This is a genomic window from Sphingomonas degradans, assembly GCF_053502645.1.
In genome coordinates this window covers 1,716,050-1,734,338 of the sequence record NZ_CP177172.1, presented here as the reverse complement: position 1 = coordinate 1,734,338, position 18,289 = coordinate 1,716,050, and the positions used below count along the sequence as shown (strand labels likewise).

Here is an 18,289-nt window from a genome sequence, read left to right as displayed (position 1 = left end):
AGCTCCCCCGGTCGTGTCCCACGGGGTGGTGTAGCTTAGGGTGGCCCCCGCATTTCCGGCCAAGCTGAGCCGGTCATGCGCCAGGCACGGCCGAGAGCATGACGATGGGATTGTCGCTGAGCGGCGCCATGGTTTCAAGCGTCATGTAGCGGGCGCGCTGGACCGCCCATTCGTCGGACTGTTCCATGAGGATTGCGCCGACGAGGCGGGTGATGGCGGCTTCGTTGGGGAAAATGCCAACGACCTCGGTCCTTCGCTTGATCTCGCCGTTGAGCCGCTCGATGGGATTGGTGCTGTGGAGCTTGGCGCGGTGTTCGCTGGGAAAGGTCATGTAAGCCAGCACGTCGGGTTCGGCATCATCCATCAAGGTTGCCAGCTTGGGCAACTTGGGTCGTACCTGATCGGCGACGGAGCGCCATTGCTGGCTGGCAGCTTCGGGCGTTTCCTGGGCGAAGGCGGTGGCGATGAAGGCGGAGACGACACGCCTGCCGCTCTTGCCGGCATGGGCCAGCACATTGCGCATGAAGTGCACGCGGCAGCGCTGCCAGCTGGCACACAGCAGCTTGGCGACCGCCGCCTTGATGCCTTCATGGGCATCGGAGATGACCAGCTTCACGCCGCGCAGGCCCCGGCGCGTCAGCTTGCGCAGGAAGGCGGTCCAGAACGGCTCCGCTTCCGAAGGGCCGATGTCCATGCCCAGCACTTCGCGGCGGCCGTCGCTGTTGACGCCGACCGCGATGATCACCGCAACCGACACGATCCGCCCATTCTGGCGCACCTTAACGTACGTGGCGTCGATCCACAGATACGGCCAGTCGCCTTCGATCGGGCGATCGAGAAAGGCGTGAACGCGCTCGTCGAGTTCCTCGCACAATCGGCTGACCTGGCTCTTCGAGATGCCGTCCATGCCGAGCGCCTTGACCAGATCATCGACCGAACGGGTTGAGATACCCTGGATATAGGCCTCCTGGATCACCGCCGTCAGCGCCCGCTCGGCCATGCGCCGCGGCTCCAGGAAGCCCGGAAAGTAGCTGCCCTTGCGTAGCTTGGGGATCCGCAGCTCGACGGTGCCGGCCCGGGTCTGCCAATCGCGGTCGCGGTAGCCGTTGCGCTGGACTAGCCGCGTGGAAGACTTCTCGCCATGCCCGGCGCCGGTCAGCGCGCCGACCTCCATCTCCATCAGCCGCTCCGCGGCAAATGCGATCATGTCGCGCAAAATATCCGCGTCCGGGGTCTTCTCCACCAGCGAACGCAGGTGCATCATCGGATCGGTCATCGTGGTTCCTTCCGTCAGGTTCGAGTGTCGCAACCCAAACCTAACCGAAAATCACGGTGACCAACTCTGCCCCCAGCTACACCACCCCGTGGGACACGACCGCTCCCCCATTTCCAGTGTGCATTTGCCGGGCGAAGAAGCAAGGTATGTAGCGCCAAAAGCTCCGTGGTGGTTCAAGTATTCGGATCCTGCGGTGGACAATGACAGCGCCCAACCTGATCTCGATAATTTTGAGCTGTGGGATCGGCATGAATGGGAGCAGCTTAGACCGGGCCGTATCCCGAAGCCGCCTGTCCGGATCACCCCTCATTCGGCTATTCCACGATTGCAGTCGGCAGCCGGGATGAATCGCGGCTTTTGAGAAGCGCGAAATCAATGCTGAATGGCCGAGATTGGGGCGCTAACCAGACCTGCGGGGCGAGGTCGAAACCTGCTACCCACCGCCTAGTGGGGCGCCTCATAGAATATCGGGTCGCGCATCCAGTCATTCACCGCTGACTCCCGCCAGCCCTTGCAGCGGGTGCTGATCTGGATGTTTTTCGGGAAGCTGCCGTTCTGCATCTTGCGGTACATGGTCGAGCGGCTGAGGCCGGTGCGTTCGAGCACGGTATTCAGGCGGAGGATGCGGTCGGTGGTCTCGGTCATGGCTTGGTCCTGTCTGCGTCGGTCTGGCTCCCCGCGAACAGGATTGGGAATTGAGCCGACAGTGCAAGGGGTTGGGGTCCGAGAGTCCTCATAAAGGACCCTGTGGCGCCCAATGACGTACCCTGGCGTAGGTTCGATTTTTGGGGCCGGAATCCCATGGCGTCTCACGCCTGCGGCGTGACCGCGCTCTACGCCGCTGCGCGGCGCCGAGTCGCTCTTCGGCGTCTCGGTCCGTTCGGATCACGATCGACTGACGCGGGTCGGAGCTGCGCTCCGAATACTGACATCGCGCAGGCGCGATGGCGTTGGCCTCCGGCACTCGATCTGGCGGAGGTGGGCGTCGCTACCCTTTGAACCCGCCGCGGCGTGCCGCAATCCCGGCGTTGCCGGGGTCCTCCACTTCGTTTCGGCCCTTCGGGTGCGGCCCGCCTCTGCCGGCGGGATCGCCGGTCCGCTCCTGCCGCCCACCCCCGCCATTCCGGCGCCGGTTGCGGTGGTTTGGAAGGAGTGAGGAGTCATGAGGACCGGAAACGAGCGTGCGAGCCTCTATGCCGAGGTGACGGCTCAGGTGATTGCCGAGCTGGAGCAAGGGCGGCTGCCATGGGTGCAGCCTTGGGATACAGCAGCGTGCGGATGCACCATGCCTGCCAATGCAGTGACCGGGCGGCGCTATTCGGGGATCAATGTGCTGATCCTATGGGCGGCGGTGATTGAGGGGCGCTATGCCTCGCAGCGCTGGCTGACCTACCGGCAGGCACAGGCGGCGGGCGGCAATGTCCGCAAGGGCGAGCGGGGCACGACCGTCTGCTATGCGGATCGGTTTACGCCCAAGGACGAGGAAGAACGCGCGCGCGATGAGGATCGCGAGGCGCGGCAGCTGGCGTTCCTGAAGCGGTTCACCGTGTTCAATGTTGAGCAGTGCGAGGGCTTGCCCGATCAGCTGACCGAGCTGCCAGAGCTTCCGGCCGAAGCGGATATCCTCCCGCGGGTTCGCAGCCTGATCGATGCGAGCGGCGCGGACTTCCGGATCGGTGGCGGCGAGGCCTATTATTCGCTTAGCGGCGATTATGTCGCAGTTCCGCCACAGGCAGCGTTCGGCCAGCCGATCAACTGGTATCGCACCGCGCTGCACGAGCTTGGCCATTGGACCGGGCACGGCAGCCGGTTGGACCGCAACCAGCGTGGCGGGTTCGGCAGTGCCGATTATGCCCGCGAGGAGCTTGTCGCGGAGATGGCGAGCGCCTTCGCCTGCGGGTCGCTGGCGATCCGCCCGACCGTTCGGCATGCTGATTACATTGGCTCTTGGCTTGCGGTGCTGCGCGACGACGAGAAGGCGATGTTCCGTGCGGCGAGTGCGGCCAGCAAGGCGGCGGATTACCTGCTTGCCTTTGCCTCTTCCGGGGAGGCGCAGTCATGAGCGAGCACCTCACCGAAGCCGAGATCATCGAGCGGCTCGAGGCCGGGTTGCAGCGCATGCCGAAGCTGCGGCGCGAGATCTTCCTGGCAATTCGGCTGGACGACCTCTCCTATGCCGAGATCGCCGAACGCACCGGGCTCAGTGTCCAGCAGGTCGAGCGGCATTTTGCTGAGAGCCTGTTTACCATGCACCAAGCCCTCGACGGGCGACTGCCGGTGCCGTGGTGGAAGCGCACTCTGCACCGGATCACCGGGAGGCTTCGGCGGTGAATATCGCGAGCCTCGCCGACTTGGCCGGCGAGGCTGTCCCAACCACCTTCATGCCGTTAGGATGAGCCCCGATGCAGACCAGTCTCGACCACCTTCCACCGGCCAAGCAGCGCGAGTTGGAGCGCGTCGTCCAAATCCTGTTCGAAGAATTCGGCGACGCGACCGCGATCGCGACATCCGACTGGAAGAAGAATGCGCGCATCTTCAAGGTCATCCTGTACGGAAGCTATGCGCGTGGCGGCTGGGTCGACGAGCCGCACACCGCCAAGGGCTATCAGTCCGACTTCGATCTTCTCGTCATCGTCAACAACGAGAAGCTGACCGACCGCATCGAATTCTGGGCGACAGCCGAGGACCGCCTCGACCGCGAGCTGGCGATCACCAAAACGTTGCGCACGCCCGTCAATTTCATCGTTCACACGATGCAGGAAGTGAACGACGGCCTCGCCCATGGACGCTATTTCTTCATGGACATCGCCCGCGACGGCATCGCGCTCTACCAGAGCGAGGACACCGAATTCCACAAGCCCAAGCCGAAGACGCCGGAACAGGCGCTGGCCATGGCGCGGGAGTATTACGGGGATTGGCTGCCGAGCGCGCAGAGCTTCTATCGCGGATATCGCCATGCGGTAGACGATGGCGATCAAAAGAAAGCCGCGTTCGATCTCCACCAAACCACGGAACGGCTCTATCATTGCGTGCTGCTGGTCTGCACTTTCTACACGCCGCACGTGCACAACCTCGGCTTCCTGCGCACCCAGGCCGAGCGGATCGATCCGCGCCTGATCGACGCGTGGCCGCGCGACAATCGCGCCGACCGCTCGCGCTTCCAGAAGCTCAAGGAAGCTTACGTGAAGGCGCGGTACTCGAAGCACTTCCGGATCAGCGAAGAGGAATTGGCCTGGCTCGGCGAGCGTGTCGAGGCGCTTGGGCAAGCGGTCCAGGTGATCTGTGAAGAGCGCATCGCCCAGCTTGAGCGCAGCGTCGCCGCCTGAACTTCATGTGGATTGGGCGTCTTTCAGCGCATCCGCGATCATCGCGGCAAGCGCTTCCTCGGCACGGGCGCGCGTCGCCCGGTCCTTCGACAGCAATTCCTGTCGCACCCATTCCGGCGTGCGCGCGATGATGGCGGCAATTGTCGCCTGAAGATCGTCCTGCATCGCCGCTCTATGGCTGGCCTTCGCCGTCATCGCCAAGCGCGAACGCGCGTTGTCCGCGACGCCGCCAAAGCGTGAGCGCCTCTTCGCGACGTTCGCTGCGAAGTGTCGCGGCGCCTTCCACCAGCAATCCGAAGATCACGGCGCGATCGTCATCGGTGAGTTCGATCAGCCCGGCCTTGGCGATGAGCCCGCCCAGTTCAATCAACTGGCGCGTTCGCTCGCGGCGCTTCATGACCCAGTCTCGCGTGTCATTGCGCGCGATCCTGGCGCTGCGCCGGTTGCGCATCGCTTTCGCTCGGCGCAGTGCCGTGCGCGTTGCCACGAGCGCTCGCGCGAGCCTTGCGCGAGCCTTGAAAGAAGGTCGCGCCCCGCTTGCGCCAGCCCTCCTTCGTGACGGTGTCGTTGGTCTCGACCGCGGCGAGCAGGACGCCCGCCAGCTGATCGACCGGCAGCGCATCCGCACCGGTGGCGACGACCAACTCGCCGAACTGGTGCAGCAGGCGCTCTTTGAGCAGCTTCGCCTTGTCGTCGAGCGCCTTCAGTTCCGAATCATAGTCACGGGGTTTGCGCATTACACCTTCCTCAATTGTCATTGTGGAAGGTGTCAGTTAGGTACTGCGTCGATCAGCGCAAATGTCGTGAAACTTTTTGGGACAAGTATTTCCCGAGAAAGATGAATTCTTTCGAGGGCGCGCTTATACGTTGTGCCAACGTCGCTTGAATAGTGTAAGTGGATTGCCGCCATGGCGATCTACCACTTCTCGGCCAAAGTTATCTCGCGCGCTTCGGGGTCGTCGGCGCTGGCGTCGGCGGCGTACCGCTCGGCCTCGCGGCTGCACGACCAGCGGCTCGACCGGCACCACGATTTCTCGAACAAGGCCGGCGTCGTCCATTCCGAAGTGATGCTGCCGGACGGTGCGCCGGAGCGTCTGTCCGATCGCGAAAAGCTGTGGAACGAGGTCGAAGCGGCCGAGAAGCGGATCGACGCGCAGCTCGCGCGCGAGATCGAGTTCGCGATCCCGAGGGAGATGACCAAGGAACAGGGCATCAAGCTGGCCCGTGACTTCGTGCGCGACGAGTTCGTCGAGCGCGGGATGATCGCTGATCTCAATGTCCATTGGGATATTGGCGCCGACGGTCTCGCCAAGCCGCATGCGCACGTGATGATGACCATGCGCGAGGTTGGTGGAGACGGGTTCGGCAAGAAGAACCGCGACTGGAACCGCACCGACCTGCTGGAGAAATGGCGCGAGCGTTGGAGCGAGCACGTCAACGAACGCCTCGCTCAATTGGATATCGATGCGCAGATCGATCATCGGTCGCTGGAAGCGCAGGGGATCGACCTTGAACCGCAGCATAAGATCGGCCCGGCGGCATCGCGCATGGCCGCGCAGGGGCTGGAGTCCGAGCGCGTTGACGAGCATCGCGAGATCGCGCGCGCCAATGGCGACAAGATCATCGCCAATCCCGGGCTCGCGCTCGACGCGATCACACGCACCCAGGCGACGTTCACGACCCGCGACCTCGCCATGTTCGCGCATCGTCACAGCGAGGGGAAGGATCAGTTCGACCAGGTGATGTCGGCGGTCCGCAGTTCGCCCGAACTGGTCGCGCTCGGCAAGGACGGGCGCGGCGAGGATCGGTTCACCAACCGGGATATGATCGAGACCGAGCAGCGCTTTGTGCGTGAGACGCACGCACTCGCGGAGCGCGAGCACCATCGCGTTGCCGAGCGCGATCGCGAGCGGGCCATCGCCAGCGCCGAGCGGCGCGGCTTGGTGCTTTCCGCCGAGCAGCGCTCGGCGTTCGAGCACGTCACCGACGCCAAGGATCTCGGCGTCGTGATCGGCTACGCCGGCACCGGGAAATCCGCGATGCTGGGCGTTGCCCGCGAGGCGTGGGAGCGCGCCGGCTACCAAGTGCAGGGGCTTGCACTCTCGGGCATCGCTGCCGAAAATTTGGAGAGCGGATCGGGCATCGCTTCGCGCACCATCGCGAGCCTTGAGCATCAATGGTCCCAAGGCCGTGAGTTGCTGTCGCCGAACCACGTGCTGGTGATCGACGAAGCCGGAATGATCGGATCGCGCCAGATGGAGCGCGTGATCGCCGAAGCAGAGAAGCGCGGTGCCAAGGTCGTGCTGGTCGGCGATCCCGAGCAGCTGCAGGCGATCGAGGCGGGTGCGGCGTTCCGCGCGACCGCCGAACGGCATGGCGGTATCGAGATTACCGAAGTCCGCCGCCAGCGCGAAGACTGGCAGCGCGATGCGACCCGTCAACTCGCCACGGGGCGCACGGCTGAGGCGCTGCACGCCTACCGAGAAGGTGGAATGGTGGTCGAATCGGAGATGCGCGTGGGCGCGCGCGAGGCGCTGATCGATCGATGGGACAGCGACCGCGCCAGCAATCCGGCGTGCTCTTCGATCATTCTGTCGCATACCAACGAAGAATGCGATGAACTGAATGGGCTGGCTCGGGATCGCATGAAGCGCAACGGGACCTTAGTCTCTGAAATCGCTGTCAAAACAACGCGCGGCGAGCGCTTGTTTGCGGCCCAGGACCGCATCATGTTCCTTCGCAACGAACGCGAACTGGGCGTCAAGAATGGCTCTCTCGGCACCGTCGAACAGGTTGATCGCGCCCGCATGGCAGTGCGGCTCGACGATGGCCGGCACGTGGCGTTCGACGTCAAAGACTATGCCGACATCACCCACGGCTACGCCGCCACGATCCACAAGGCGCAGGGCCTCACCGTGGATCGTGTTCACGTGCTCGCGACGCCCGGGCTCGACCGGCATGCCGCCTATGTCGCGCTGTCGCGGCACCGCGATTCCGTCCATCTCCATTATGGGCGCGACGACTTCGCCGACGAGCATCGGCTCGCGCGCACGCTGTCTCGTGACCGGCCAAAGGACAGCGCACTCGATTATGACCAGGGCGCGACCCGCTTCGCCGAGCGGCGCGGGTTCGACCGGTCGAGAATCCTCGACACGCTCGCCCGCGAACAGCTGGTCGATCGCAGCCACACTGCGTCCGAACAACCGCGGCGCGGCAGGTTCGACGGATTACGGCTGCGCACTCCGGATGCCGAGCCGGCGCCGAAGCGCAGCCGGTTCGACGGGCTCAAGCTATCGACGGCGACAGAGCGAGGGCAGGCCGAACGGCAATCCGCGCTCGGCACCGCGGTCCAGCGCTACGCCCGCACCGTGCAGGACATCGGTCGCATGACCGAACAAGGCCTGCCCGCGCTGGAATATCAGAAAGCCGCCAAGGTGCAGGCCGCGCAGGCGCTCGATGCCATGCACCGGCATGGTGGGCACGATCTCGACGCCGTGTTCGCGCGCGAGCCCGGAATGCTGGGCGAGGCTGCCAATGGCCGCACCGCCAACGCCATCCGGCAGATGCAGCTGGAGAGCGAGCTGCGCACCAATCCCGAGCTTCGCGCCGACCGGTTCGTTCAGGCTTGGCAGCAGCTTCGCGCACGCCGCGACAAGCTGGAGGGCTGGCAGAACGAGGATGCGCGCGGCGCGGTTGAGAACCGCATGCGCGCCATGGCCAAGGGCCTGGAAAAGGACCCGGCACTCGGCGCCGCGCTCAGCCGTCGCGGCAGCGAGCTGCTCGGTCGCCAGTGGTCCCCCGAATGGTCGCCAGGCAGCCGCGATGGCGGCATCGGCGCCGCGATCGGTGATCAGGCGCGCACGCGATCGGTAATCCAGCAACTGACGTTCTCGATCGAGCGAGGGCGCAATCTTGGAATAGGACTATGAATGCTGAAACCGCCGTGCAGCCCGCCGGCGACATCGACGATCCGGAGGTAGCGTTCGCGGCGATGACCCGAAAGCTCGCTGGGCTGACCGCGGCGGTCGAAGGATTCGCGGCGCGCCAGCAGGAATTGCATGCGCGTGACTACGGCCCGGACCTCGTGAAGATCCAAGAGCAGTGGGCGGAGATTGTCCGCGCATTCAAAGCCCTGAAGGAGAAGCCGGGCGTCGCGCTGACGCCTGAGACCCTTGCGCCGCAGATTGTGGAGGCAGGCGCGCGCGTGCGGGCCGCAGACCATCAGGCCTGGAGCAACGCCAATCGGGAGCTTGGCGCGGCGGTCCAGTCGCTCAACGGCGTGGTAGCGTCGGCGATGAAGGCCGAAACGCAGAAGTACTGGATCATCGGTGCCGCGACTGCGGCCTTGGCGGCGGGATTTGCGTTCGGGACTGTCGTTCCGGCGAGGATCGCACAGTCCGTGCCCGAAAGTTGGCATTGGCCGGAGCAGCGGGCGGCACAAGTGCTCCAGCGCAGCGAATGGGACGCTGGAATGCGACTGCTGCAGGTGGCTGACCCGGCGCGGCTGCGCGCACTGGGGGATGCGGCGTTGATCGTGAAGGACAATGCCGAGGCGCTAGCGGATTGTCGTAACCGTGCGGAGGAATTGCGGCGTGGGGTGGAATGCAAGATTGTCGTAAGCACCCGAAGCACTGATGGACCCGTCGGTCGGGAATCTGGTCCGCAGCGATAAACCAATTTAAGGCCGCGGACGCGAGCCTCTACGCGGCGTCACGCCTAATGACGCGACACACTCCTCTAAGTTTCTTGGCAATTCCCTTGGCGGGCGCAATACAGTTCCCAATGGTGATAGTTGGCACGGGGGAACGATGAGCACGGCATATCACATGGTACACTATCGGCGGTTCGAGGCTGATGCGAAGCAGTTGAAGGGCAAGACCTTGGAAGTCCTCTGTCGGGAGGCGCTGAATAGCCAGAAGGGCGCTGCTGCCTTGTGGGCGAGGCCAGAGGATCGCGTTTTCGACGTCACCGATGGTGATGGCCGCAAGATATTCCTGAACAAGGTCGCGGACCTGTCCAGCGCAGTATTTGGAGAGATGTGTCTAGCGCAAGCAAAGGACTTGCAGGCGCTGCTCAAGATGGAGCCTTCGGAGGTCGAGCTTTCGGACCTCACCACAGCAACGGTTTACGATCTCAACGAGAGCGAGGCCCCGGCGGGGTCGCAGTTCATTCGCGGGCTCGCCTACTGGATAGCAATCGGAAACCACGTGCTGTTCGTGAAGACGCACTCCATGACGCCCGAACTCGTCAGGCTCTATCTTGACTGGCTTATCAAGAAGGGTGGCGCTGTGGTCGATCCCTCTTTCTCATTCGCGCTTAATGCTGAGTTCGACAACACGATGACGGCTGGCGACATCGGTGAGATACGCAACCTGCGCGTTACGGGTAAATCGGCCCCGCAGGCTGTATCCGTTCCGGTGGAGCCTAAGGATCGCGAGGTGAAGACCTCGCGGCGCATCGCCGACAGATTCGCGGAGATGCAGCAGGCGGTGCCGATCGTGGAAGCGATCTTCGGCAAGCCGAAGACGGCCTCGCTCGTTGAAAGCCTCGGCCCGGAGGAGTATCTAGCGGTGGAGGCGTCGGTGAAGGTCCGCGGGCGCCGGACCGAGAAGTCGCGCGAGCAGTTTCAGGCCATCGCAAACGACTTGGCCGACGCGTCTGACGCCAAGGTTGAGATTGAGGGCAAGGACGGCAAGGTCGTGGACGGTGACGCCATCTTGCGGACCCGAATGCCGTTCAACCTGCCGCATGAAGGCAGCAATCTTTTGGAGTTCGACAACGTCGCGGACCAGCTCCAAGAGGTATATTCTCGGTTCGTGAAGGACGGAAAGATCAAGGCCTGATGGCCCGAGCGATTGCCATCGTTGTTACCGTGTTGGCGGCCGGGCTTTTCGCTTGGGCGGTTCCACTCGCGCGCCTTTTCGACGCGTTCACGCCGCTGATTACCGCGCTTTCCATCATGATCGCGGCGGTCTTCGTTCGCCTGAATCGGGGAATGCCGACTCTGGAATGGAAGAGCCTCGACCCCGGGGAGCGGCAGGGCCTCACCGCGGCTATCCTCCGCGTCACGACAGAGTACGGCTGGATCATCTGCATCATCGCAATCGTGCTCGGTGGGCTCGTGACGCTGACGGTGATCGGTAGAGCCGACGCCGCGCTTTGGCCGGCGTGGGGCCGCCGGGCAGCCTCAGGTGCGGTCGGCGGGCTTGTCAGCCTTTGCGCGGCGCGCATGGGCTACGTGGTTTGGCGGGACATCGACATTGCCCGTTTGCAGAAGCGACTCATCGACGGCGCAGCTTCACGCGAGTCATCCGAGCAGCAGGCAAAGCTGGCGGACGGCAAAGTGGCGAACATCCGGGCTGCGAACGTCCGACCCGTGACGGTGCAGCCGCCGAAGGCTTGGGGTGAATAGGCGCGAGACAGTTACGGAGCGCTAAGAGCGGTCGCCTCGACCTCGGTCCGTAGGGCTTATTCCGTTAGTTTGGGCGCCTTGTCGGATTCCCAAAGTTGGCATTCATGAATGTCGCGCGCAGGTGTCCGCGGCATGGCTGAGATAAAATCAGAGGCAACCACTGCAGGCGGACGACTTGCCTGAACGTCTCGCCTGTTACCGGTCAAACAAAGGTCTTGCCCCATTTGCGGGGGTTCTACTTGGCGATTTGATTCTACCTGCTTAGATGGTTCTCCGGGGGGGGGATTGTGCATACAAATGTAAAGTCCGACGAGTTGGAAGAGCAACTCGGTGAGCTGGAGACAGCCATTGCAGCAGCTGAGCCGGAAGCGGCCCGTTTGGCTCTGCGCCGTTATCTTTTCACGACAGCAGGCCTACCGGTTGAGGGATCGGTCACAGACGCCGTCGCCGCTGTTGCGCAAGCGCCTGCGGGTCGCGGTCTTGCCGGTGCCGTGACCCTGCGCGCACTAGCCGCCGACGTACTCGTCGGAGGAAAAGGAGAGCAGCTCGCGCGCCATGTCGTGGCGCTCGCGGAGGGTGCGCTTCCGAGGTTTTGCGAATTTCTGAATTTAGAACGCAAGGCCCAAAATCATGAAAAGCTAGGCCGGCTTCGGGGAGCCCATGAGACGATACTTACAATCCTCCAGCCGCTGCGCACGCCTTACGCCAGCCTTGAGACGCTGGTGGGCGCAAAGCCTCGGCTCGCGGCCGCACTGCAGCATTCGCAGGTTCGAGCTTACTGTCGACCTTGGCGGATAGATGAAATAGCTGAACTAGTGGAGCGGTTAGTTGGCTCTCTTTCGCGCGTGCTGGGCATGGACGACGGCTTCGAGGCCGAACTTGAGATCTCGCGGCGCGAAATCGTTGAGGGCCTCGTACTCGCGGACGCGCGACCGTCTTTCCTAGCGTCCGACCTGCGCGCCTTCCTCCAGAACGCTGGCCAGTTGCTCGACACCTTTCTAAGCGCGATGCAGGGCCGCTTCGTTGCGAGAATTATACGCGCTGATCGGGAGGGCGGAGAGCTACAGAAGCGCTATCCTCTGCATGAAGAGGGGCGCGAATTGCGGGTTGTCGTTCCGTTCAGGAACGAGGGCCCCGGTCCTGCGCTTGATCTTGTTTTCAAAGCCTCGAGCCAGCACGCAGGCGTCGCGGTCGACGATGAAGTGCAGGTGTTAGGGGACGTTGCTCCGGGCGAGTTTGGCGTGGCCGTGAATGTACTTTTGACCGAGCCATGTGCAGCGTTCGATCTCGACGTAGAGGTAAGCTGGCGCGAGGTCGGTGCGCTCAAAGCACGCGAAGAACTGTTCGGAGCGCGCGTTGTCGCTCAACGCTCCGACGTCGACTGGGGCAGCTTGAAATACTGGAACCCTTACAGCACCGAGCCTGCCGAAGGCGCCGGTTTTTACGGTCGCCGGGAGCAGGTGGGCACCCTGGTCGCACGCTTTTTGCAGAGGCCCATGGAGCCTTCGTACATCACCGGGCAAAAGCGCGTGGGCAAGACTTCGCTCGCCGTCACTGCTTTAAGTGAGGCCCGAGCCGAAGATTCAGACGGTCAACTTACCACCGGTTACGTCCTGTGGGGCAGGGTTGCCCACGAAGACCCGCGTAGAGCCCTACGGCAGCTCGGCGCGGCCATGGAGCAAATCGTACGGCAAGGTCTAAGAGGCGAAACGCCGCCCAAGGGAGATTATGACGGCACCCTGTCGCCGCTGCTCGACCTTCTGGATCTCGCACGCGAGAAGGATCCGGAGCGACGATTTGCAATCGTCATCGATGAGTTCGATGAGATGCCAGAAGACCTCTGGCTCAAAGGCAATCTCGCGGAGACTCTGTTCGGCAACATTCGGGCGCTGACAGCGACATCGAACTTCTGCCTGTTGCTCGTCGGTGGTGAAAATATGCCATTTGTAATGGAGCGGCAGGGTGCTCGACTCAACAAATTCAACCGCATCAATCTCACCTATTTCTCGCGAACCGACGAATTCGATGACTTCACGCGACTTGTGCGAGGCCCATCCGAAGGCGTCCTGACTTGGCATTCGGACGCTGTTTCGGCGGTATTCAACATGACTAATGGAAACCCATATTTCAGCAAGATCATCTGCAAGCAGGTCGCGGCGCGCGCCGTTGCCGAGCGCGATGGTGACGTCACCGCGCGAGAGGTAGAGCGGGCAGTCACCACAGGCGTGGCCGCGCTCGACACGAACGCCTTCATGCACCTTTGGGAAGACGGAACGCTAAGCGCTGTCGAAGACCGCGAAGCGATGATCCTGAAGCGCCGGCGAGCGCTAGCCGCATTGGCGCGGTGCCTCAGAGCAGGCAGGCCAGCGACTTTAGCGCAGATTAGCGCTCATAAAGGCTCGACGGCCATTGAAGAGCGCGAGTTGGCGCCTGTGCTTCATAATCTCGTAGACCGCGGTGTCCTAATTGAGACTGAGCAGGGTTTCGAAGTGGCGCTTCCAATTTTCCGACTCTGGCTGCTCGAAGTCGGGGTGAGCCGGCTGGCGAATGATGGCCTGTCGGAGGAACTGGCAACGCTACAGGAACGCCTGGACGACGAGGCCTACGTAAAGTCGTCCGAGATCGTTGCGTTGACCGAAGCGTGGAAGCCATATCGCGGGCGGCAAATTGGACCCGAAACAGTGAGGGCTTGGCTCGAGCAGCGGCCGGGCAATCGCAACCAGCGCGTTCTGTTTCAGATGCTTCAAGCCGTTCGTATCCTCGGCCAGGATGAGGTGCTATCCCGGCTTCAACAAGCTGGTCAGGTCATTCGTGACCTCCTTGGTGTTCCTATGAGACGGAGCAATGCCGAGCGGCGAAGCGACGTGGTGCTCACCTACATTGATGGCGAGGGCAAGAGCGGCCAGCGTTATGCAGCCGACTACGCCGAGGCCAATTTGATCAACGTGGCCGGCATCCTGTCGCCTGCAATCTTCGAGGAGGAGTTCGCTCGCGCCGAAAAGCGCGGCACACCCAAAGCCATCGTGATTGTCGACGACATAGTGGGTACTGGCGGTACGTTATCGAAAAAGCTTACTGCCTTTGTCGAACGGCATAGCGTGCTACTCGATCGCGTTCGCCCGAGAATCGAGGTCTATTCACTGTTCGCGACCGAAGATGGAAAGCGTCGTGTGCTCGAAACTTTAGCGGGACTTGCCTATCCGGACATCGACTTCCGGGCTGGGGAAATCATACCGGAATCGTTGTTCGCATTCCATGCACCGCGCGGGGTATTCTCAAGCCCTGATGATTATGATCGAGCAAAGGCGTTGGCTGAGGTGGTCCCGGAAAACTGGACAGGTTGCTAAGCTAATCCCGACGTGAGGACGGACGGGAATGAAGACGACGAGGAAGCGCTACAGCGCAGATTTCAAGGCGAAGGTGGCGCTGGAGGCGATCCGTGGCGATATGACGCTGGCGGAACTGGCTGCGAAGCATGGGGTGCATCACACGATGATCGCGGCGTGGAAGCGTCAGGCGATCGAAGGGATGTCGGCGACGTTCTCCGGTGCCGGTGAGGCGGCCAGGGCGGCGAGCGACGCGGAGGTGGACAAGCTGCACGCGAAGATTGGGCAGTTGCTGGTGGAGCGGGATTTTTTAGCGAAGGCCTCCGGTCGATGAGCGTGGCACGGAGGCGGGAGTGGATTGATCCTGCTCACCATTGCCTGTCGATCGCGGCGCAATGTCGTCTGCTGTCGATCAGCCGGTCGAGCTACTATTACGCGCCAGTGCCGGAGACCGAAGAGACGCTTGCGCTGATGCGGGTGATCGATGCGGCGTTCCTCGACATGCCGTGGTACGGCAGCCGCCAGATGGTCCGGCATCTGCGCCGCAATGGCCATGATGTTGGACGACGACGGGTGCGGCGGCTGATGGCGAAGATGGGGCTGTCGCCGATCTACCAGCGGCCGCGCACGAGTGATCCGCACCCGCAGCACAGGGTCTATCCCTATCTGCTGCGCAAGCTGGCGATCGAGCGGCCGAACCATGTCTGGTGCGCTGATGTGACCTACATCCCGATGCGCCGGGGCTTCCTGTATCTGGTCGCGATCATGGACTGGGCGACGCGCAAGGTGCTGGCATGGCGGCTCTCGAACACCATGGACGCCGGCTTTTGCGTCGCGGCGCTGGAGGAAGCGCTGGCGCGCTTCGGTCGGCCTGAGATCTTCAACACGGATCAGGGCAGCCAGTTTACCAGCTTCGCCTTCACCAGCGTGCTGCGCGACGCCGAGGTACGGATCAGCATGGACGGCCGGGGTCGGTGGATGGACAATGTGTTCATCGAGCGCCTGTGGCGCTCCCTCAAATATGAGTGCGTGTATCTGCACGCCTTCGAGACCGGCTCGGAGCTGCGCGCTGGCCTTGGCCGGTGGATCACCTATTACAATCAACAGCGACCCCACTCAGGGCTAGCCGGGCGAACCCCGGCGGAGGCCTATGGGTGGATCGGCGCTTCAGATCATGGGGGGCATGCCCCCCATGATCTGATGACCAAAATGGCGGCATGATCGACAACCCGGATTAGCTTAGCTCAGCCGCAAAACTGTCCAAATAGGCGGGACCACCTCAGGCTGTCGACATCGGGACAACGATCTATGGCGCGGATCGTGCTCTCGGGTTCGGCAATCAGGGCTTGCTCCTGGTGCTGCCGAACACCGTGCCGAACAACAGCCTTCCGCTTTTGCACTCATCATCTAAAGACCCAGACCGCCCCTGGAAGCCGCTGTTTGAACGCGTCACCAACGGCTAGCGGCAAAATAACACGATTTCCTAGTGACTAAGGATGCTCCATAAAGTCGCCGGTGAACCTCACCGCCTGAGGAGTTTTTGCGTCGTGCTTAGCGGCTGCTCTCACAGCCTGGACATTCCGCACCCTGACGTTCGCATGCGGTCAAACTCCGACAAACGACAGAGCGCTGGCTACCTGACGGGCGCATCTTCATCGTTGCGATTTACCGTTTGCCGCAGCCTAAGAACCTTCCGTCGAATTCCGGGGAATGTCTCGAAAAATGCCACTGCAGCCTACGCTCAGAAGGGTCTTCCGATTGGTAGACTCGCTTTCGAAATGATAAGAATTCTGTCTAAATCAAATACTTAGCTCGGCATCGCCGATCGTGTCTCCCCGACCAACTTCCCAAAAATATCTTTGGCACGCGATCGCGCTGGCTTTGGCCTCCCGGCCATTGTTCCGGCGCGAATGGTGCGTTCGTGCGTGCCGGCTCCATCGGGCCGGATCGTTCCAGCGCTGGGATGAGCGCGTCGCGAGATGCGCGCGCATGCGCCCTGAACGGAAAAGGGCGCCCCCTTTCGGGAGCGCCCTTTCTAATCCTGTGATCCGACCCTTGCGGGCCGGAGCGCCGATTAGTTCGCGTTGGCTGCTGCCTGGTCCGACGCGTTGTCGGCGGCGTCAGCTGCGTTCTCGTAAACGGCTTCCGCGGTCTCGTTGGTCGCGTTGTCCGCAGCAGCTTCGTACATCGCTGCGTTTGCGTCCTGCGCCTCTGCGACGTTCTCGGCAGTGGTGTTGGTGGTTTCACCACCGCAAGCCGCGAGCGACATCAGGCCGGCGGTCGCAGCGACAATGAGGATCTTCTTCATTAGGGATGCTCCCAAGAAACATGAACGTTTCGCAGTCGGCCCGAATGCCGTTGCGAAGGCGTTGAAATAGCGGTCGTTGCGAAAGCGTCAATCATAAATTTGTCGCAACGCAAAATTTCTGCCACTTTTCAGCCCGATTTGAGACGAAATTTCGCCTTTACGCGGCCCTTGGATCACTCTCCGCGCGGAGCGACAGCGCCGATATCCTCCGGCGCGTTTGCCACAATCGCAAGCACCGTGGTCCACGCCGCCACATTCTGCCGCAGCTGCACGGGATCGATCTTGTCGAGCGTATCGTCCGGCGTGTGGTGATAGTCGAAATAGCGCAGGCCGGATTGCGACAGGTCAACCCCCGCCACGCCGCCGCGCAGGATCGGCTCCACGTCGGTGCCGCCATGCGCAGTCCCGCTGCCCCGCGTGATGCCAAGGGGGGCAAGGGCAGGGGTCAGCCGGTCGCCGATCGCCTTTGCGCCTTCGGGCAGGTTGGTCTCGAACTTCCAGACGCGGTCGGCGCCGAAATCCGATTCGCTGGCGAAGACGTGGCGCTCGTTCGCATGCGCCTTGGCATAGGCCTCGCCGCCGAAGCCGCCGACTTCCTCGGCGCCGAACCAGACGACGCGAATCGTGCGCCGGGGCTGACCGGCATTCATGATCGCCTTCGCGGCGGCGGTGGTGATCGCGAGGCCCGCAGCATCGTCGATCGCGCCCGTGCCCAGGTCCCAGCTGTCCAGGTGGCCGCCCACCACGACGATGCCGGCGGCGGGATCGCTGCCCGGCACGTCGCCGATGACGTTGCCCGATTCGGCCTCACCCTTGAACTGCGGCGTCACCAGCAGCTTGAGGCGCACGGGCCCACGCTTGAGCAGGCGCTCTAGCTGCTCGGCATCGGGCACCGACAAGGCGGCGGCGGCGATCGGAGTCACGCCCTTGGCCCATGTCGTCACGCCGGTGTGCGGGTTGCGGTGATAATCGGTGCCGATCGACCGGATCAGGATCGCCGCCGCGCCCTTGGTTGCGGCGACATTGGGGCCTGCGCGCCGGGCGGCGCCGAACGGGCCATATTGCGAACCATCCTGCGTGGCGGTCATCGTGTGGCTGACAAAGGCGATCTTGCCCTTCAGGCTGTCCGCCGGCGCCGCGACCAGATCGGCCATGGTCGGGAAATAGACGACTTCGGCCTCGACGCCCTTGGGCCCGGTCGATCCCGAATTGCCGAGCGCGGCGATCGTCAGCTTCTGCGCCGACGCACCCAGGACTTCGGCCGTTTCCTCGCCGCGGACCCAGACCGGCATGCGATAGGTCTCGACATGCACGTTCTTGAAGCCCAGCGCCGTCAGCTTCTTCACACCCCAGGCGCGGGCGCGGGCCTCTGCCTCGGTCGCCGCCAGCCGCTGTCCCACTTCGGTGGTGAGCCCCTCAACGACATCCCATGCGACCGTGTCGTTGAGCGCCGCGTCCCGCAACGCCGCGACATCCGGTGCCGTCTGCGCGAAGGCGGGGAGGGGGAGGGCGAGCGCGGCCACTGCCGCGAGCAGGAAGTGCTTGTTCATGAATGCGATTGCTAACCGGCCCCGAAACATTTGCCAATGCATCGCGCGCCGCTGCCCACGATAATTGCCAATCGCCCGCCTCGTCGCTACA

At 63.1% G+C, this 18,289-nt stretch carries 17 protein-coding genes; 10 read left to right on the top strand and 7 right to left on the bottom strand.

The genetic code is table 11. The features are described 5' to 3' along the window. Positions 1 to 73 precede the first annotated feature (73 nt). On the bottom strand, positions 74 to 1,276 hold the full coding sequence (locus ACG3SL_RS07835) for an IS256 family transposase (RefSeq protein WP_448664577.1): 1,203 nt from the start codon (positions 1,274 to 1,276) through the stop codon (positions 74 to 76). Positions 1,277 to 1,720: 444 nt separating this feature from the next. Continuing rightward, the gene (locus tag ACG3SL_RS07830) at positions 1,721 to 1,921 is read right to left on the bottom strand and encodes a helix-turn-helix transcriptional regulator (RefSeq protein WP_448664576.1); all 201 of its coding nucleotides are present in this window, start codon (positions 1,919 to 1,921) and stop codon (positions 1,721 to 1,723) included. A 517-nt stretch (positions 1,922 to 2,438) separates the two neighbouring features. On the opposite strand from ACG3SL_RS07830, the gene ACG3SL_RS07825 reads away from it, so the two are divergent. From ACG3SL_RS07825 to ACG3SL_RS07815, 3 genes are all read left to right on the top strand, one after another. Then, positions 2,439 to 3,338 carry an ArdC family protein gene (locus ACG3SL_RS07825; protein ID WP_448664575.1) on the top strand — a complete coding sequence of 300 codons (900 nt, stop codon included), beginning with the start codon at positions 2,439 to 2,441 and terminating at the stop codon, positions 3,336 to 3,338. Continuing rightward, positions 3,335 to 3,607, top strand: coding sequence for a sigma factor-like helix-turn-helix DNA-binding protein (locus ACG3SL_RS07820; RefSeq protein WP_448664574.1), 273 nt, complete (start codon positions 3,335 to 3,337; stop codon positions 3,605 to 3,607). The genes ACG3SL_RS07825 and ACG3SL_RS07820 overlap by 4 nt, the downstream gene beginning before the upstream one ends. 71 nt (positions 3,608 to 3,678) lie before the next feature. Further along, positions 3,679 to 4,602, top strand: coding sequence for a nucleotidyltransferase (locus tag ACG3SL_RS07815; protein ID WP_448664573.1), 924 nt, complete (start codon positions 3,679 to 3,681; stop codon positions 4,600 to 4,602). Positions 4,603 to 4,605: 3 nt separating this feature from the next. On the opposite strand, the gene ACG3SL_RS07810 is transcribed toward ACG3SL_RS07815, so the two are convergent. From ACG3SL_RS07810 to ACG3SL_RS07800, 3 genes are read right to left on the bottom strand one after another with little or no spacing between them, the layout of a single operon-like run. After that, entirely contained in the window at positions 4,606 to 4,797 is a 192-nt protein-coding gene (locus tag ACG3SL_RS07810) for a hypothetical protein (RefSeq protein WP_448664572.1), read from the bottom strand. After that, a complete protein-coding gene (locus tag ACG3SL_RS07805) occupies positions 4,775 to 4,999 on the bottom strand; it encodes a conjugal transfer protein TraD (protein WP_448664571.1) in 225 nt (74 codons plus the stop codon). Before ACG3SL_RS07805 ends, ACG3SL_RS07810 begins: the two co-directional genes overlap by 23 nt. A gap of 16 nt (positions 5,000 to 5,015) precedes the next feature. Continuing rightward, positions 5,016 to 5,339, bottom strand: a complete 324-nt coding sequence (locus ACG3SL_RS07800; RefSeq protein WP_448664570.1) for a conjugal transfer protein TraD — start codon at positions 5,337 to 5,339, stop codon at positions 5,016 to 5,018. A gap of 171 nt (positions 5,340 to 5,510) precedes the next feature. Here ACG3SL_RS07800 and traA point away from each other — a divergent pair, with 171 nt between their 5' ends. From traA to ACG3SL_RS07765, 7 genes are all read left to right on the top strand, one after another. Then, positions 5,511 to 8,531: a Ti-type conjugative transfer relaxase TraA gene (gene traA, locus ACG3SL_RS07795; protein ID WP_448664569.1), complete on the top strand. Its 3,021-nt coding sequence runs from the start codon at positions 5,511 to 5,513 to the stop codon at positions 8,529 to 8,531. After that, on the top strand, positions 8,528 to 9,274 hold the full coding sequence (locus tag ACG3SL_RS07790) for a DUF6118 family protein (protein WP_448664568.1): 747 nt from the start codon (positions 8,528 to 8,530) through the stop codon (positions 9,272 to 9,274). Before traA ends, ACG3SL_RS07790 begins: the two co-directional genes overlap by 4 nt. A 136-nt stretch (positions 9,275 to 9,410) precedes the next feature. After that, the gene (locus ACG3SL_RS07785) at positions 9,411 to 10,445 is read left to right on the top strand and encodes a hypothetical protein (protein ID WP_448664567.1); all 1,035 of its coding nucleotides are present in this window, start codon (positions 9,411 to 9,413) and stop codon (positions 10,443 to 10,445) included. After that, the gene (locus tag ACG3SL_RS07780; protein WP_448664566.1) at positions 10,445 to 11,014 is read left to right on the top strand and encodes a hypothetical protein; all 570 of its coding nucleotides are present in this window, start codon (positions 10,445 to 10,447) and stop codon (positions 11,012 to 11,014) included. The genes ACG3SL_RS07785 and ACG3SL_RS07780 overlap by 1 nt, the downstream gene beginning before the upstream one ends. Positions 11,015 to 11,328: 314 nt before the next feature. Continuing rightward, a complete protein-coding gene (locus ACG3SL_RS07775) occupies positions 11,329 to 14,361 on the top strand; it encodes a phosphoribosyltransferase-like protein (protein WP_448664565.1) in 3,033 nt (1,010 codons plus the stop codon). Positions 14,362 to 14,389: 28 nt separating this feature from the next. After that, a protein-coding gene (locus ACG3SL_RS07770; protein WP_448662060.1) for an IS3 family transposase occupies positions 14,390 to 15,561 on the top strand; the annotation gives its coding sequence in 2 pieces (ribosomal slippage) (positions 14,390 to 14,654 and positions 14,654 to 15,561; 1,173 coding nt in all). 71 nt (positions 15,562 to 15,632) lie between these two features. Further along, the gene (locus tag ACG3SL_RS07765; RefSeq protein WP_448665092.1) at positions 15,633 to 15,803 is read left to right on the top strand and encodes a phosphoribosyltransferase-like protein; all 171 of its coding nucleotides are present in this window, start codon (positions 15,633 to 15,635) and stop codon (positions 15,801 to 15,803) included. Positions 15,804 to 16,414: 611 nt separating this feature from the next. Here ACG3SL_RS07765 and ACG3SL_RS07760 read toward each other — a convergent pair. Together ACG3SL_RS07760 and ACG3SL_RS07755 are read right to left on the bottom strand one after the other, a co-directional pair. Beyond that, a complete protein-coding gene (locus ACG3SL_RS07760) occupies positions 16,415 to 16,648 on the bottom strand; it encodes a hypothetical protein (RefSeq protein WP_448664564.1) in 234 nt (77 codons plus the stop codon). Between the two features lie 173 nt (positions 16,649 to 16,821). Further along, a complete protein-coding gene (locus ACG3SL_RS07755; protein ID WP_448664563.1) occupies positions 16,822 to 18,198 on the bottom strand; it encodes a M20/M25/M40 family metallo-hydrolase in 1,377 nt (458 codons plus the stop codon). Positions 18,199 to 18,289: the final 91 nt, after the last annotated feature.